16 protein-coding genes are annotated in these 16,612 nt (G+C 53.4%); 6 read left to right on the top strand and 10 right to left on the bottom strand.

Going from position 1 to position 16,612, the window contains the following annotated elements; all coding sequences use genetic code 11:
* Positions 1-32: 32 nt before the first annotated feature.
* The 8 genes from purH to aroQ form a co-directional block, all read right to left on the bottom strand.
* Positions 33-1,616, bottom strand: a complete 1,584-nt coding sequence (gene purH / locus ACKC9G_RS03745) for a bifunctional phosphoribosylaminoimidazolecarboxamide formyltransferase/IMP cyclohydrolase (RefSeq protein ID WP_411403597.1) — start codon at positions 1,614-1,616, stop codon at positions 33-35.
* 171 nt (positions 1,617-1,787) lie between these two features.
* Positions 1,788-2,093, bottom strand: a complete 306-nt coding sequence (fis, locus tag ACKC9G_RS03750; protein ID WP_411403598.1) for a DNA-binding transcriptional regulator Fis — start codon at positions 2,091-2,093, stop codon at positions 1,788-1,790.
* A gap of 6 nt (positions 2,094-2,099) precedes the next feature.
* On the bottom strand, positions 2,100-3,089 hold the full coding sequence (gene dusB, locus ACKC9G_RS03755) for a tRNA dihydrouridine synthase DusB (RefSeq protein ID WP_411403599.1): 990 nt from the start codon (positions 3,087-3,089) through the stop codon (positions 2,100-2,102).
* A 95-nt stretch (positions 3,090-3,184) separates the two neighbouring features.
* Positions 3,185-4,192, bottom strand: coding sequence for a zinc-ribbon and DUF3426 domain-containing protein (locus ACKC9G_RS03760; protein WP_411403600.1), 1,008 nt, complete (start codon positions 4,190-4,192; stop codon positions 3,185-3,187).
* A 1-nt stretch (position 4,193) separates the two neighbouring features.
* A complete protein-coding gene (gene prmA / locus ACKC9G_RS03765) occupies positions 4,194-5,087 on the bottom strand; it encodes a 50S ribosomal protein L11 methyltransferase (RefSeq protein WP_411403601.1) in 894 nt (297 codons plus the stop codon).
* A gap of 87 nt (positions 5,088-5,174) precedes the next feature.
* Positions 5,175-6,521: an acetyl-CoA carboxylase biotin carboxylase subunit gene (gene accC / locus ACKC9G_RS03770; RefSeq protein ID WP_411403602.1), complete on the bottom strand. Its 1,347-nt coding sequence runs from the start codon at positions 6,519-6,521 to the stop codon at positions 5,175-5,177.
* 30 nt (positions 6,522-6,551) lie between these two features.
* Positions 6,552-7,013 (bottom strand): acetyl-CoA carboxylase biotin carboxyl carrier protein, encoded by a 462-nt coding sequence (accB, locus tag ACKC9G_RS03775; protein WP_411403603.1) that lies wholly within the window; start codon positions 7,011-7,013, stop codon positions 6,552-6,554.
* Positions 7,014-7,040: 27 nt separating this feature from the next.
* Positions 7,041-7,484: a type II 3-dehydroquinate dehydratase gene (aroQ, locus tag ACKC9G_RS03780; RefSeq protein WP_411403604.1), complete on the bottom strand. Its 444-nt coding sequence runs from the start codon at positions 7,482-7,484 to the stop codon at positions 7,041-7,043.
* A gap of 359 nt (positions 7,485-7,843) precedes the next feature.
* On the opposite strand from aroQ, the gene ACKC9G_RS03785 reads away from it, so the two are divergent.
* Genes ACKC9G_RS03785 through ACKC9G_RS03795 form a run of 3 tightly spaced genes read left to right on the top strand, consistent with a single transcriptional unit; the run spans position 7,844 to position 11,666 of the window.
* The gene (locus tag ACKC9G_RS03785; protein WP_411403605.1) at positions 7,844-9,793 is read left to right on the top strand and encodes an EAL domain-containing protein; all 1,950 of its coding nucleotides are present in this window, start codon (positions 7,844-7,846) and stop codon (positions 9,791-9,793) included.
* Positions 9,794-9,829: 36 nt separating this feature from the next.
* Complete coding sequence (locus ACKC9G_RS03790; protein WP_411403606.1) at positions 9,830-10,837, top strand: DUF2333 family protein; 1,008 nt, start codon at positions 9,830-9,832, stop codon at positions 10,835-10,837.
* A 43-nt stretch (positions 10,838-10,880) separates the two neighbouring features.
* Positions 10,881-11,666: a ParA family protein gene (locus ACKC9G_RS03795; RefSeq protein WP_411403607.1), complete on the top strand. Its 786-nt coding sequence runs from the start codon at positions 10,881-10,883 to the stop codon at positions 11,664-11,666.
* Between the two features lie 58 nt (positions 11,667-11,724).
* On the opposite strand, the gene ppa is transcribed toward ACKC9G_RS03795, so the two are convergent.
* The gene (gene ppa, locus ACKC9G_RS03800; protein WP_411403608.1) at positions 11,725-12,258 is read right to left on the bottom strand and encodes an inorganic diphosphatase; all 534 of its coding nucleotides are present in this window, start codon (positions 12,256-12,258) and stop codon (positions 11,725-11,727) included.
* Positions 12,259-12,449: 191 nt separating this feature from the next.
* Between ppa and ACKC9G_RS03805 the strand changes: the two genes are divergently transcribed.
* Positions 12,450-13,361, top strand: coding sequence for a hypothetical protein (locus ACKC9G_RS03805; protein ID WP_411403609.1), 912 nt, complete (start codon positions 12,450-12,452; stop codon positions 13,359-13,361).
* A gap of 89 nt (positions 13,362-13,450) precedes the next feature.
* On the opposite strand, the gene ACKC9G_RS03810 is transcribed toward ACKC9G_RS03805, so the two are convergent.
* The gene (locus tag ACKC9G_RS03810; RefSeq protein WP_411403610.1) at positions 13,451-14,434 is read right to left on the bottom strand and encodes a class 1 fructose-bisphosphatase; all 984 of its coding nucleotides are present in this window, start codon (positions 14,432-14,434) and stop codon (positions 13,451-13,453) included.
* Between the two features lie 120 nt (positions 14,435-14,554).
* Between ACKC9G_RS03810 and mpl the strand changes: the two genes are divergently transcribed.
* On the top strand, positions 14,555-15,985 hold the full coding sequence (gene mpl, locus ACKC9G_RS03815) for a UDP-N-acetylmuramate:L-alanyl-gamma-D-glutamyl-meso-diaminopimelate ligase (protein ID WP_411403611.1): 1,431 nt from the start codon (positions 14,555-14,557) through the stop codon (positions 15,983-15,985).
* Complete coding sequence (locus tag ACKC9G_RS03820) at positions 15,985-16,608, top strand: flavin prenyltransferase UbiX (RefSeq protein WP_411403612.1); 624 nt, start codon at positions 15,985-15,987, stop codon at positions 16,606-16,608. The genes mpl and ACKC9G_RS03820 overlap by 1 nt, the downstream gene beginning before the upstream one ends.
* The last annotated feature ends 4 nt before the right edge of the window (positions 16,609-16,612 follow it).

Here is a 16,612-nt window from a genome sequence, read left to right on the forward strand (position 1 = left end):
GTTCTGTGTCCTTGTCAGCTAAGTGGCAACGATCAGTGGCGGAAGTGACGCATGCCAGTGAAGACCATGGTGATGCCGTGCTCGTTAGCAGCATCAATGACTTCCTGATCGCGCATGGAGCCACCAGGCTGAATAACCGCAACAATGCCTGCTTTAGCTGCCGCATCGATACCATCGCGGAAGGGGAAGAAGGCATCAGAGGCCATGACTGACCCTGGCACTTCCAGACCTTCGTCTTCGGCTTTAATACCTGCAATCCGAGCACTGTATACGCGGCTCATCTGGCCTGCACCGATGCCGACAGTCATGCCATCACGGGCATAAACGATGGCGTTGGATTTGACGTACTTGGCTACTTCCCACGCGAATAACAGATCACGCATTTCCTGTTCGGTAGGCTGGCGGTTAGAGACCACTTTCATCTCTTCTTCTGCCACCATGCCAAGGTCACGGTCCTGAATCAGCAGACCGCCGTTCACGCGCTTGTACTCAAGTTCCGGGGCGCGAACCGCTTCCCAGTGACCGCAAGCCAGCAGACGAACGTTCTGCTTGGCCGCGACGATTTCGGCAGCTTCTGCGCTGACGCTAGGGGCAATAATGACTTCAACAAACTGACGATCAACGATGGCTTTGGCCGTTGCTGCATCCAGCTCACGGTTGAAGGCAATGATGCCGCCAAACGCAGAAGTGGGATCAGTTTTGAATGCGCGGTTGTAGGCATCCAGAATGTTGTCGCCGATAGCGACGCCACAAGGGTTCGCATGCTTGACGATGACGCAGGCCGGGTCTTTGAAAGGCTTTACACATTCAAGGGCTGCATCAGTGTCAGCCACGTTGTTGTAGGAAAGCTCTTTGCCCTGCAGCTGATTTGCCGTCGCCACAGAGGCTTCCTGAACCACAGGCTCAACATAGAAAGCAGCGCGCTGATGGGGATTTTCACCGTAGCGCATGTCCTGCTTTTTGATCAGCTGGGTAGAGTAGGTGCGGGGGAACTCAGAGACTTTCTCGCCGTTTTCGTTACGGGCACCCAGATAGTTGGCGATCATGCCGTCGTACTGCGCCGTATGTTCGAAAGCCTTGGCTGCCAGATCATAACGCAGGGCGTGAGTCAGCTGGTCAGCATTGTTGTTCATCACATCAAGAATGCGCTCGTAGTCAGCAACGTCGGTAACGATGGCAACGTGAGCGTGGTTCTTGGCGGCTGCACGAACCATGGTGGGACCGCCAATATCGATGTTCTCGATGGCGTCTTCCCAGGAGCAATCAGGGCGGGCGACTGTCTGTGCGAAGGGGTACAGATTAACGACAACCATATCAATCGCGGCAATGCCGTGTTCGCTCATCACTTCATCGTCCTGACCGCGACGGCCGAGAATACCGCCGTGCACTTTGGGGTGCAGTGTCTTAACGCGACCGTCCATCATTTCAGGGAAACCGGTGTAGTCAGACACTTCAGTCACAGGCACGCCTGCTTCTTTCAGCATGCGGTAGGTGCCACCGGTCGACAGCAGTTCGACACCTTTGGCTTGCAGTGCCTGAGCAAAAGGCAGCAGTCCGGTTTTGTCAGAAACGCTTAACAGCGCGCGACGGACAGGAGTCAGAGAAGGGGTAGACATAGTCAGGGTCCAGAGCAGGTTCGTTACAATCCGCTTTGTGATGAGCGGCTGGTTTAGCTTATGGGCATTTGCCCTAATCATTATTCAGTCGGCTTCGACTTAAGCTGCGTGGTGCCCGGCCTAAGTCGCTGGCGCTAAAAAGCAGAAAGGCGGTCATGCCGCCTTTGCCGTTCAGAGCAGACCGTACTGCTTGAGTTTCTTTCGCAGTGTGCCGCGATTCAGCCCCAATACCTGAGAGGCCTTGGTCTGGTTGTCCTTGGTGTAGTGCATAACGGTTTCGAACAGAGGCTGTTCGATCTGGGCCAACACCATTTCATAGACATCGCTGACGGGTTGGCCGTCGAGCTGCTTGAAGTAGTTTTCCAGTGAGCGGGCAACCGTATCGCGAAGCGTTTGTGCCGTTTCCTGAGGAACGATATTGGCTGGTGTTGATGCGTCGTTAATCGCTTCCTGTGGATTCAGTTTTGTAAGTGCCATGTTCATCTATGCCGCTACCTCGTGGTCGACCCAGGAGTCACTGAAAAAGTGCCCAAGGGCCACTACTTGTTCATCAGAGGTTTCTATCTGATTGAAAAATTTACGAAAACTTTTGCTCTCTGGCTGTGCTGCCAGATACCACCCAACATGCTTTCGCGCGATGCGGGCGCCGTGCTCCTGCCCATAAAACGTATAAAGGGCATCTAAATGCTCAAGCAGCACTGAGTGCCGCTCTTCTTTCGTGGCAGAAGGTAACTCGTTGCCATGTCGAAGAAAGTGATCTATTTCCCGGAAAATCCAGGGGTTACCCTGTGCCGCACGGCCAATCATGACCGCACTGGCGCCGGTGTAATCGAGCACTTTTTTAGCCTGCTGTGGTGATGTGACATCACCATTTGCAAAGACAGGAATGCCAATCGCACTAACGATTTCGGCGATGGTGTCGTACTCGGCATTCCCCATGAAGCGGTCTTCACGTGTACGCCCATGTACGGCCAGCGCCTGGATGCCAATACTTTCGGCCATGCGCGCAATGGTTACGCCATTACGCTGATCAGGGCTCCAGCCAGTTCGAATCTTGAGTGTTACCGGAATGTCTACCGCGGCAACCACTGCTTCAAGAATCGATTTCACCAGCGCCTCATCACGAAGCAAGGCTGAACCTGCTGCTTTATTACAAACTTTTTTTGCCGGGCAACCCATGTTCAGGTCAATAATCTGCGCGCCCTGATCGGCACTCAGACGAGCCGCTTCGGCCATGCTCTGTGGATCACCACCGGCAATCTGCACCGAGCGCGGTGCGGGCTCATCCAAATGGATCATGCGCTTCTGAGATTTTCGCGAATGCCACAACTGATGATTGGCTGTCAGCATTTCGGAGACCACCATGCCTGCACCGAGTCGCTTGCACAGTCGGCGGAAAGGTAAATCCGTCACCCCTGCCATGGGGGCCAGAATCACCTGACTGTCGATGGTGTAAGACCCGATGGAAAACACGCGTACCCTTCCTGAGCAGGAGTTAAAAAAGTCAAAAAGTCCTCGCTGCGCGCCGATTTGAATCGTGGCAGTTGAGTACTTTCTGAGCAGGGGGGCTATTCTACTCTTTCAGGCAGAGGGGTGAAAGGGGGAATCTTGGCATTTGCTGAGTGAAGCGCAATGTCATAACCGGCGGAGCTTTGCGGCGGTTTTGACAGGGAAAATTGCAGATAAATAGGTGTTGCTGAAGGCATGAGTGCCTGATTGTCGAGCTCACCACCCAAATAGTCTTTCGCAGAAAGAAAGCGCTGGGCAGTTGCCTGATCCTGAAGGCTATAGAAAGTGAGCTCAATTATCGGAAATGGCTGTGGGAAACTGGCCTGATTTTGTAATACCAGATTGACCTGAATCTGGTCCTCGTTACCTGGCATGTCGCGAATCACAAATTCTTTGGTCTGAATCTGATTGATCGCCTCAGGCGGACGAAGTTCGCAAGGCAGCTTCTGGCACGCCAGTTGATAGGCATCATGCAGCAGCGGGGTTGATGCCAGTGCGTGGCGATCCCACCAGAGCCATTGCAGTGGAAGTAATAATAGAAGCAGAAGCATGCCTGCCCAAGTCCCCTTGCTGGCGGGCTTGTGCATATAGATGTGTAAGTCGGCAGCCGTCGGTGCCAGCTCGGCAAGTAATAAAAGCGGGTCTTCCTGAACAACAGGTCTCTGACGAGGCTTTTGCTGAGCCTGAGCCTGAGCCTTGGGTGCAGAGGCAGGCCGGGTTTTTACTTCCGCCTCAAGATGAGTGTGTGTTTTGGTTTGGGATGCCGGCGGTGATGGTGGCTTGCTTGCCGGGGGAACATTAGCTCTTGCCGCTGGTTTGGCTTCAGCTGATCGTGGCTGTGGCTGTGGCTGTGGCTGTGGCTGTGGCTGTGGCTGTGCAGGTCGATTTACTTTTGTGGATTGGGGTTTGACCTGCCCGCTAATCAGATGGCTGGAGGCGGTGAATACCTGATGGCAGACACCGCAGCGTACCTTGCCCCCGGCCTGATGCAGTTGCCCGGCTTCTACCTTAAAGGCAGTGGAGCACGATGGGCAGCGCGTAATCAGGGTGTTGGGGGCGGGGCTCATGTCAGCGGCAAACTCCTTGTAGGCGAACCCAGTCTTCCTTGATTTCCGGGGCAGTCATCTCGAAAGTGCCTGCATACGCCTGTTGAACATCATCTGCTTGGTGAGAGAGGATGCCAGAAAGTGCCAGTTGAGTGCCAGTAGTTGCCAGTGCACTTAGCGTGGGTGCCAGTCCGACCAGAGGGCCTGCAAGAATGTTGGCGACCACGACATCGGCCGTCAGCTCAGGCACCTGCTCGGGATAAAGCGTCATTAGTTTGGAAGAGCGAATGCCATTGCGCTCGGCATTGTCGCGAGTCGCTTCCAGCGCCTGAGGGTCGATATCCACCGCATAGACCATGCGCGCTCCCAGAAGCAGGGCTGCGATGCCAAGAATACCGGAGCCGCAGCCGTAATCGACAACCACTTTGTCCTGCAGATCCTGGCTGGCCAGCCATTTAAGGCACAGCGCGGTGGTAGGATGACTGCCGGTGCCAAAAGCCAGGCCCGGATCCAGTATCAGGTTCGCCGCTTCGGGATCGGGAGCGGGTTTCCAGCTCGGGCAGACCCAGAATTTGTCGCCAAACTGGATAGGCTCGAAATGCTCCATCCAGGCACGTTCCCAGTCCTTGTCTTCCAGAATCTCCGTTTTGTGGTCCGGGAATTCATGTTCTGGGTAGGTCGCAAGATGATGAAGCTTCAGCGTCGTCAGGGCTTCATCAATATCGGTGTCGCCGGTAAAGAGTCCCACCAGGCAGGTGTTCTGCCAGAGAGGGGTGGTACCCAGGTCTGGTTCATAAATGGGCTGGTCTTCGTTGTCCTGGTAAGTCACGGACACCGCGCCTACCGCCAACAGCATATCTTCGTAGGGTTCGGCCAGCTCGGGCGTGATATCCAGACGAATTTGCAACCAAGACATGGATAAGTCTCCTGATAAAACAAAAAGCCTCTTTGCGAGATAAGTCGCAAAGAGGCAGAGAGCGATAACGTCGGAAAGCCGGGTGGCTTAGTGTCCGATGTTCAGCTTCTTCTCGAGGTAGTGAATGTTCACACCTCCTGCGGCAAAGTGCTCGTCACGAACGAGATCCTTGTGCAGGTCGATATTGGTTTTGATGCCGTCCACGACCATCTCATCCAGTGCCACTGCCATGCGAGCCAGCGCCGTATGACGGTCTTCTGCATGGGTGATCAGCTTGGCGATCAGTGAATCGTAGTAGGGAGGTACGGTGTAGCCACTGTACAGATGTGAGTCAACACGAACACCCAGACCGCCTGCTGCATGGAAGGTTTTAACCAAACCTGGGCAAGGCATAAAGGTGCGTGGGTCCTCAGCATTGATACGGCATTCCAGTGCATGGCCTTTAATCACTACATCTTCCTGACGGATTGACAGTGGTTGGCCAGAGGCAATGCGCAGCTGCTCTTTAACAATGTCGATACCGGTGATCATCTCTGTCACTGGGTGCTCAACCTGAACACGGGTGTTCATCTCGATAAAGTAGTATTCGCCGTTTTCGTACAGAAACTCGAAAGTACCGGCGCCGCGATAGCCAATTTTGATACAGGCATCAACACAGGACTGCAGAACTGCCGCGCGGGACTCAGGGTTCACATGGGGTGCAGGTGCTTCTTCCAGAACCTTCTGGTGACGGCGTTGCAGTGAGCAGTCGCGGTCAAACAGGTGAATTGCATTACCCTGACCGTCGGCCAGAACCTGCACTTCAATGTGACGTGGGTTTTCCAGGAATTTTTCCATGTAAACCGTGGAGTCACCGAAGGCTGCCTTGGCTTCTGTCTGCGTGACGCTGACAGAACTCGCCAGGTCTTCTTCCTTGTGTACAACGCGCATACCACGACCACCGCCACCGGCAGCAGCCTTGATGATGACCGGATAGCCAATACGCTTGGCGATGCGCTGCATTTCAGCTTCATCGGCAGGCAGAGGGCCATCTGAACCTGGTACCGTTGGTACGCCGGCTTCTTTCATCGCCGCAATTGCAGACACCTTGTCACCCATCAGGCGGATAACACTGGCAGTAGGGCCGATGAAGACAAAACCGCTTTTTTCGACCATTTCGGCGAAGTTGGCATTTTCTGCCAAAAAGCCGTAGCCGGGATGGATGCCGGTAGCATCAGTGATCTCAGCCGCGGCAATCAGGCGCGGAATGTTCAGGTAGCTTTCGGTGGAGGAGTTAGGGCCGATACAAACGGCCTCGTCAGCCAGGCGAACATGCTTGAGGTCACGGTCGGCCTTGGAGTGAACGGCGACGGTTTTAATCCCCAGTTCCTTACAGGCGCGAAGGATACGCAGAGCGATCTCTCCACGGTTCGCAATCAGGACTTTATCCAGCATAAGCACTTCCTATAAGCGTAAAGAGTGGGATCAGGCGATAACGAGCAGTGGCTGATCGAACTCTACGGGCTGACCGTCTTCCACCAGGATCTCAACCACGGTGCCAGACTTGTCGGCTTCGATGTGGTTCATCATCTTCATGGCTTCGATGATGCAGATCTTGTCACCGGCTTTCACGGTAGAACCGACTTCGATAAAAGGCTTGGAGCCAGGAGCCGGTGAACGGTAGAAGGTGCCTACCATGGGAGAAGGAACGGCATGACCATTGGCAATGGCTGGCTTGGCGGGTTCAGCCGCCGCTACAGGAGCTGCTGCCTGAGGTGCAGGAGCTGCAACAGGCTGAGGAGCAGGAGCCGCATAGCTCACAGTGGCAGGTGCGACATGAGAGGCACGGCTGATGCGAACAGACTCTTCGCCTTCCTTAATCTCAATTTCGTTAATGTCGGACTCTTCCAGAAGTTCGATGAGCTTTTTGACTTTGCGAATATCCATGAGTGTGTTCTCAAGTAAGATGCGTGATTATTTCTGTGCAGAAAACTCGATTGCCGCCTGAAGTGCCAGACCATAGCCCTGAGCGCCCAGTCCGCAGATGACGCCTACTGCCACATCGGACAGGTAGGAGTGCTGACGGAAAGGTTCGCGTTTATGGACATTCGAGATATGGATCTCGATAAATGGAATGGCAACCCCTGCCAGAGCATCGCGAAGGGCAACGCTGGTGTGGGTGAAGGCGGCTGGATTGATGATGATCATGTCGACCGCTTCCTGACGGGCCGCATGAATTCGATCAATCAGCGCATGCTCGGCATTGCTTTGAAAGAAATCCAGCTCGTGAGCGGTTCCTTCCAGTTGCTGGCGCAGGGCAGATTCGATATCAGCGAGAGTGGTGTAACCATAGACCTCGGGCTCACGAGTTCCCAAAAGGTTAAGGTTCGGGCCATTCAACACTAAAAATCTTGCCATAACGTCGCCAAGCCATTGCGTGCGGAGCACGGATTTTAGAGAAGTTATCTGACGTTGCAGAGGTGATCCGGCTACTTATGGCCGCAGTTAACCCCTGAATGTCACCAGAGCGGGGTAGTTTGCCGAAAATCGGATCACTGGGCAAGTTTCTGGGCATTTCACTTCAATGTTCTGCTCTTTCGATGCATTTTTTGTGCGTAAGCATGGCTTGAGTGTTGCTGAATGCGGGTCTTGTCAGGCAAATTCTACGCACGTGCGGACAAAACCCGGGTCGGTGCTACCAAACACGCGCCTGATAGCTACAATGGAGTGAATGGGCGTCATGTTTGAGTCAGTGCCCAATGTTTCAGGAGGAACGCATGAGACTGCGTAATGTGCTCTTTACCTTTCTGACAGGGATTGTCGTGGTATTGCTGATTATCACGTCCTTTTCGGCGGTGCAGAATTATCGCGCCTACCTGCAGGAGCAATTAACAGCGCACGCGCAAGATGCCGCGACCTCTTTGGGCATCGTGCTAACCAATGCGGCCGCAGAGCAGGATCAGGTTTCCATGGAACAGATGATCGGCGCTGTTTTTGACCGGGGTTACTATCAGCGCATTGAATACCTGGACGTTAACGGCAAATCAGAAATCGTAAAACAGACAGGTGCAGGCGTTGAGGATTTGCCCGACTGGTTTGTGCGTATGGTGGATTTGCCTGCGCCGATTGCCGAGGCCCACGTGACCAGTGGCTGGATGCAGTTGGGTATGGTCAAAGTGCAAAGCCTGCCTGCCGAGGCGTATCACGAACTGTGGAGTTACCTCAAGAAAGTCTGCCTTCAATTTGTCGTGGCCTTGATTGTCGCCGGACTCTTGATGCGCTGGTTCATGAATCGCCTGGTTCTTTCCCCCTTGTTTGCTCTCGAGACACAGGCAGAGGCCTGGTCTGAACGTCGTTTCAGTCAGATTTCTATTCGTCCCCGCACCCGTGAATTACGCCGTCTCGTCGATGCGATGAACCGCATGGCGGGACGGTTGGAGTTAATGTTCAGCGACCAGGTTCAGCTGATTGAGCGCTTGCGCAGCCAAGTGGATGAGGATGGACTGACGGGACTGCTTAATCGAAGTGCTTTCGATGAGCGTTTACGCCTGACGCTGAGCCTGAGTGAAGAAGGTGCCCGTAGTGGTGGCCTGATGCTGCTTCAGATTAAAGGGCTCGAGGAGCACAACAACCGCTATGGCCGTGAGTCCGGTGATGAGTTGTTATGCCGTATTGCCGAGCGTTTGCTGGAAGCAGTGGAAAGTGTGCCGGGTGCATTGCTTTCCCGTCGTAGCGGTACAGACTTTGCCGTATTCCTGCCGGGTATCGCTGAAAGCTATTTTGCTGATCAGGTAGAGCGCGTTTATCAGATGGTTTCGCATTCAGAGGCGGTAACCGCCCATGAATGGCAGGATCGTATTCATATCGGTGCCGTGTATCTTTTCCCGCAGCAGCAGGTCGATCTTGGGGGCGCGTTCTCTGAGGCTGATGTGGCGCTGAGGGAGGCGCAGCAAACAGGTATCGGCGGCTGGCATGTCGGGCAGTCAAGTGGTGGTGGTCGATCCGCCGGTGAGTGGCGACACTTTATTGAAAGTGCCATCGCCCGTGACGAGCTGCTTCTGTACTTCCAGCCAGTTAAGGCGGCTAGTGGTGCCGTGGTGCACAATGAGGTTTATGTGCGCCTGCAGGATCAGGATCGTGTTCTGGCTGCAGGTGAGTTCCTGCCGATGGTTGAGCAGTTTGACCTGATGCCTTCACTCGATCGTCAAGTGATCGAGCAGCTGCTTATGCGCATGCGCAAAGTCATGGACTCTCAGCAGTATTGTATCAACCTGTCGCTGGCCTCTTTGCAGGATGAAGGCTTTGTGCTCTGGTTAAAAGAGACCTTAAGCGGTAATACCGAGCTGTCTAAGCGTCTGGTTTTTGAGGTGCCTGAATACGCCTTGCGTCAGCATATGGATCTGATTCTGAACCGTATGAATAGCCTGAAAGGGGCTGGTGTCAGCTTCTCGATTGACCACTTTGGTGTGGGCGGTGTGCCATTCGCATACCTGAAAACACTGCCGGTGACACTGGTAAAAGTGCATCGCAGCTTTATTCAGCAGGTGCAGTCGCGTCGGGAAAGTCAGTTTTATGTAATGTCGATGGTTCAGATTGCACACAGTCAGGACATCACGATTCTGGCAGACGGTATTGAGACTCAAGAAGAGTGGCAATATCTACAGGGATTGGGCATTGATGGTGGGCTTGGTTACTTCCTGGGTCGCCCTGAGGCTGCTCCTGTTTAAGACTCAAGCCTGCGTTTTATTGATTAAGGGATGTTTATGTTCGACAGATTACTGGTATGGCTCTACCCCGAAGGTGGAAGAACCTGGATTCGCTGGGTAGTGGCCGCCATTCTGCTGTACTTGCTGGGCGCTGTGGTAATCGGAATTTACTGGTCTGGTGAGCCCGATGGTTTTGACCCTCAGCAGTCTGCTAAAGCTGCAGCTGCCAAGTTCAATCAGAATGTGGTTCCCGGTTACACCACGACTCACACCCTGATCCATGTGGCCGAAGAAGTGCTTGATAAGCCTGGTGGTTATCTGAGTAATGATGTTTTTCCTCCGGGTGTCTGGCTGGATAACACGCGCTCCTGGGAGTTTGGTGCGGTGGTGCAGATTCGCGATATGGCGCGTGCACTTCGCAAGGATTTTAGTCGTTCACAGTCTCAGTCCCGTGAGCAGCCAGATTTGGCAAAGGCAGAGCCACAGTTCTCCTTTGCTGCTGACAGCTGGATGTTGCCTTCCACAGAAAGTCAGTACCGGGAAGGGGTGGGTGATCTCTACACCTATCTTGGCAAGCTTAGTAACCCGACTAACGGAAATGCCGAATTTTATGGGCGTGCGGATAACCTATCCAATTGGCTGGGTGACGTTTCAACCCGTCTGGGCAGCCTGTCTCAGCGTTTGTCCGCCAGTGTCGGCCAGCGCGTAGTCAATAGTGATGGTGATGAGAACCCGCAAACATCCAGCACTTCTGAAGTGAAAACCCCTTGGCTGGAAATTGATAATGTCTTTTATGAGGCTCGTGGTACGACCTGGGCGCTGCTGGAGTTTCTCCGTGCCGTCGAGGTCGACTTTGGACCTGCTTTAGCGAAGAAAAATGCGCTGGTGAGTCTGCGTCAGGTTATTCGTGAGCTGGAAGGAACGCAGGAAACCGTATGGAGCCCTGTGATTCTTAATGGTAGCGGATTCGGACTTTTCGCTAATCACTCTCTGGTAATGGCGAACTATATTTCCCGTGCCAATGCGGCAATTATTGATCTGCGCGAGTTGCTGGCGCGTGGTTGATTTCATTGGCCTGTAGGCCACCTCAGTCAAGGAAAGAGCGGTGATGAAGCGAGTCATCTTTAACCAGAAAGGTGGGGTAGGTAAGTCAAGTATCACCGTTAATCTGGCTGCGGTTGCCGCGGCCTCTGGCAGAAAGGTCGCTGTTATTGATCTCGACCCTCAGGGCAATGCTTCCCAGTATTTACTTGGTCCGGACTGGGTAAGTGCTGAAGGCGAAAGCATCTATGACTTTTTCGAGTCGACATTGAGCTTTCGTCTACATCCTCCGGGTTTGGATACGGCATTACAGTCGACTCCTTATGACAATCTTTATGTTGTTCCCGCTCATCCTGAGCTTCCAGCGCTGCATGCCAAGCTGGAAGCCAAGCACAAAATCTACAAGCTTAAAGAAGCACTTGATGCGTTAGAGGATATTGATGATGTGTTTATCGATACTCCGCCTGCGCTTAACTTCTTTAGCCTGTCTGCGCTGGTTGCAGCTGATAGCTGTCTTGTTCCGTTTGATTGCGATGAATTCGCTAAACAAGCTCTGTTGTCATTGGTGGAAACTTTGCAGGAGACTCAGGCGGATCATAATCCCGGGCTGATTCTTGAGGGGGTTGTGGTGAATCAGTTCTCGGCCAGAGCCAAGCTGCCGCAGCAAATCGTGGCCAGCCTTGAGGCGGAATCTATACCCGTCTGTGAAGTGCGGCTACCCAGCTCGGTGGTTATGCGTGAATCTCATCAGGCGCACCAGCCTTTAGTGCATTTTGCGCCTAAGCATAAGCTGACTGATGCGTTTCAGGCGCTATGGCAGGGGTTAAATAGCGGAAGCGAAAGTGTTCGCTAAAATACGCAGGCAATAAAAAAAGCAGGCTTAAGCCTGCTTTTTTATTGATCAAACCAGATTATTTGCTGGCTTCGTAGTTCTTCACGGACTGCTCAATGGCAGCACGTGCAGCAGCGGCATCAGCCCAGCCGTCGACCTTGACCCACTTGCCCTTGTCTAGGGTTTTGTAGTTTTCAAAGAAGTGCTGAATCTGCTGGCGCTGCAGTTCGGGCAGGTCGTTAATGTCCTGCACGTCTTTGTAGATAGGAGTCAGCTTGTCGTGAGGTACGGCAACCAGTTTGGCGTCCTGACCTGCTTCATCGCTCATGTTCAGAATACCAATCGCACGGCAGCGGATAACTGAACCAGGAACCACGGGATAAGGAGTGACTACCAGAACGTCCAGGGGGTCGCCATCATCAGCCAGAGTGTTGTTGATGTAGCCATAGTTCGCTGGGTAGAACATGGGGGCAGCCATGAAGCGGTCAACGAACAGTGCGTCAGCGTCCTTGTCGATCTCATATTTGACCGGGCTGCTGTTGGCAGGGATTTCAATGATGACATAGATGTCGTTGGGCAGATCCTTGCCTGCCGGTACATTTGCATAGCTCATCGGGACACGCCTTTTGCTAGGAGCATGGAGAAAGTGATTTACACGCTTGTAGTGGGCAGGGATTATAAAAGGGTGTGAGCAGGAAGACCAATAACCCTTGGTTCATAAACCGGCTTGTTCGTGGTTTCATCATTAATTTCTTCTTTTTTTGCTCTCGTGGCCGCTAATCCTGCGGGAGAGGAAGCCTGGTTATGTCTGTCTGGGTCAAAACCCTCATTCTCATCATTCTTGTTGTTGCTCTCGTTGCCATTGCTCTGACCTGGTTGGCGCGCTATCGCAAGCAATGGGCCATTCGCCAGCATGCGATGTCAACCTGGGCGCAGCACATGCCCGCGTTAGTGGATGCCCTTGATAGCCTTTATGACTCCACCACGGATCAACGGCTAATCGATCCTTTTCGTCGCGCGCTGGAGCGAAGCTGCCAGTCTCTTAGACACTATTCCAAACTGGATGAAAGATTGGCACGCGAGGCTGAAGCAGTCTTGGCGTTGGAGACTCAAGACAAAGATGAATGGTTGCTGTTGGCAAAAGACTCGCTTCGTGAAGTGGAGTTTCATCAGGGGCGGTTTTCGGCGGGCATGAAAGCGCTGGTGGCTTTGGGCAAGACCGTCGATGTGGATACTGCCCTGATTGCTGGTATGAAAAAGGCCATTGTTCAGTTGCTCTCACGCATGAGAGTTTCGACCCTGATTGCCATGGCGCAACATCTCGAGTTTGAGGGAACGGCTGCGCAGGCCGTGAATTGCTATCAGCAGGCTTTGCGAGAGTTGGGGCGCTGGCGCCACCCGGATGCTTTTTTGCGAAGACAGATGGCTACGGTGCGTGAATCCATTCACCGTTTGTCACCGGGTTGGACAGAAACCGGTGCTGATGAGTTGGAGGCTCCTTTTGATGATGAGGTCAAAGGGGCTGAGAACTCTGTCTCTGTGGATGCATCAGCTCTGTCAGAGCCAGTCGGGAAAAAATCAGCGCCTGTGACTTCGCAGCGTGAGGATCAGCCAGCAGGACAGAGCATGAAAGAGGTGCAAGCGGATCAGAGTCTCTCTCATCCTAAGACCTCTGCATTGAGTTTTAGTAAGGGAAAAGCTGAGCCACGGAATTAATGCTGGCTGGGCTGTAGGTAAAGAGCCTCTGCGTTATTTGATCAATAAAAAACCGGACTTGAGGTCCGGTTTTTTATTGAGGCGGAAGGTCAGCCTTTGGCCGCTTCTGGCTGGTGATACGTCAGGGCATTTTCCACTTCGTGTTTGCTGCCCAGAATAACCGCCACGCGCTCGTGAATCCCCTGTGGCTCGACATCCATGATATTGCGATGTGCATTGGTGCTCAGGCCACCTGCCTGCTCGACCAGCAGACTCATGGGATTGCCTTCATACATCAGACGCAGTTTGCCGGGTTTTTTAGGCTCGCGATAATCGAAGGGGTACATAAAGATACCGCCACGCGTCAGGATGCGATGCACTTCGGCCACCATGGAGGCAATCCAGCGCATGTTGTAACGCTTACTCAGTGGGCCTTCTTCGCCTTGCAACAGGTCATTGACGTAGTTTTGCATCGCCGGTTCCCAGAAGCGCTGGTTTGACATATTGATGGCGAACTCTTTGGTTTCGGTTGGGATCTGTACGTATTCGCGGGTCAGGAAAAAGTCGCCGGTATTGGCAAGGGTGAAAATGTGCGTGCCTTTACCGGTACTCAATACCAGCAGGTTGGATGGGCCATAGAGGACATACCCTGCAGCAACCTGGCGGCGGCCTGACTGCAGAAAAGCTGACTCATCGCCACCATCACAGCCTTCAGGGGCTCGCAGAATAGAGAAAATGGTACCCACGGAGACGTTAACATCAATGTTGGATGAGCCATCCAGCGGGTCAAAGGTCACCAGATATTTGCCATCCGGATTGCCAGCGACCGGAAAATCCTCTTCTTCAGAAGCCAGGCCTTTCACCAGACTGCAACTCAGCAGATTGCGCTTTAGCAAGTCGTTAGAAAGTACATCCAGTTTTTTCTGCGTTTCGCCCTGCACATTTTCAGCGCCTGCAGAGCCCAGAATGCCGGCAAGAGCCCCCTGTTTCAGCAGATAAGCAATTTCTTTGCATGCAACCAGAAGGGTATCAATCAGTTCGATCAACTCGGGAGAAGTCTGTTGTTCACGAAGAAACTGATGCAGCCTTTTCATCCTTAGAGTTCCTTGTCCGGCCTGAGTAAGGCACTATTATGCGTTCGAGCACGGGTATGATGGGGTGCCTATCATACGGTAATGCCGTCGATTAATCATGTTATACCAAGGAAGATTTCCATGGCGGACTTCATCCCCGCACCGCAAGAACAGCGGGCTTCAGCCCCTCGGCATCTGCATATTCTCGGTATCTGCGGCACCTTTATGGGTAGTCTGGCGGTTCTTGCCCGCGCTTTGGGTTACAAAGTGAGCGGCAGTGATGCCAATGTGTATCCGCCCATGAGTACGCAGCTTCAGGAAGCCGGTATTGATCTCTGTGAAGGTTACCTGCCTGAGAATATTGCTGAGGATGTGGATCTGGTCATCATTGGGAATGCCCTTTCTCGTGGCAACCCCGCTGTTGAGTATGTTCTGGATAAAGGCATCAGCTATGTCAGCGGGCCGCAATGGCTGGCAGATCATGTATTGCCGGGGCGTTGGGTACTGGCGGTATCAGGCACTCATGGGAAGACCACTACCTCTGCCATGCTGGCCTGGATTCTCGATTACGCCGGTATGGCGCCTGGTTTTCTCATCGGTGGTGTGCCTGGCAACTTTCCACAGTCCGCGCGATTGGGAGAGACGCCTTTTTTTGTGATCGAGGCTGATGAGTACGACAGTGCCTTTTTTGATAAGCGCTCGAAGTTTGTTCATTACCGTCCGCGTACGTTGATCATGAACAATCTTGAGTTTGATCATGCTGATATCTTCGCGGATCTGGCGGCTATTCAGACCCAGTTTCACCATCTGGTGCGAACCGTTCCGGCCTCAGGCCGCTTAATCAGCCCAGCTGGTGATGCTGCGCTGGATCAGGTGTTGGCACGGGGTTGCTGGAGTGAGCATGAATACGCCTGTACGACTGGACAGGAAGCGGTGTGGCATGTCGAGCCTCGTGCTCCGGATGGCTCAGATTTTACGATTTTTTATCACAGTGAGCCGCAAGGTCATGTGCAGTGGGCGCTGACTGGTGAGCATAATATGCACAATGCATTGCATGCCATCGCTGCAGCTCATCACGTGGGCGTGGTTCCTTCTGTGGCTATTGAAGCGCTTTGTGCGTTTACTGCGCCGAAGCGTCGCATGGAGCTTAAGGGCACTCCCGGTGGTGTCAGTGTCTATGATGATTTCGCCCATCATCCCACCGCGATACGTCTGACCCTTGAGGGCCTGCGCAAGCGAGTGGGGGATTCCCCGATTGTTGCTCTGATTGAGCCTCGCTCCAATACCATGCGTTTGGGCACGCACAAGGCGCAGTTGGCGGAGTCTGTAGCCTGTGCAAATCAGGTTTTCTGGTATCAGCCGCCGGGGCTGGATTGGTCATTGCTGGATGTCATTGAGCAAGGACAGGGGAAGTCGACACTGGCAACAGATATTGATGCGCTGGTTGAGCAGGTGGCGAGAAGCGTTTCCCCGGATACCCATGTTGTCATCATGAGTAACGGTGGGTTTGCCGGTATTCATAACAAGTTACTGCTGGCGCTGGATGCTCGCTTTGGGCAGGAGAAACTCTGATGTGGCAGGCTGATCCACCCATTGTCACTCTTGCCTTTACCGGGGCATCGGGTCTTCAGTACGGACTTCGTTTGCTGGAGTGTTTAGTAGCCGCCAATAAACGCGTCTATGTGATGATTTCCAAAGCGGCACAGGTCGTTGCCGCTACCGAGACCGACTGGCAGTTGCCGGGGCAAAGTGATGCGCTGGAGAAGTATTTGACCGAAAGGCTTCAGGCTAAACCTGAACAGATTCGGGTGTTTTCACGAGAGCAATGGATGGCGCCTGTGGCCTCTGGCTCGGGGGCTCCCTCAGCGATGGTGGTCTGTCCTTGTAGTACCGGAACACTGTCTGCGATTGCGACGGGGGCCAGCAATAATCTTATTGAGCGTGCGGCGGATGTGGCACTGAAAGAGCGTCGCCAGCTAATACTTGTGCCTCGTGAAAGCCCTTACTCGGCGATTCATTTGGAGCATATGTTGGCTCTGACGCGAATGGGGGCGATAATTCTGCCTGCAAGTCCCGGGTTTTATCACAAGCCTGAGCGTATTGAGGATCTCATCGACTTCATAGTGGCGAGAATCCTTTCTCAACTGGGTGTCGCGCAGGACCTGATGCCTGCCTGGGGTGCAAACATTTCTTGACAGG

The sequence above is a fragment of the Pokkaliibacter sp. CJK22405 genome (assembly GCF_046614695.1).
GTDB lineage: Bacteria > Pseudomonadota > Gammaproteobacteria > Pseudomonadales > Balneatricaceae > Pokkaliibacter.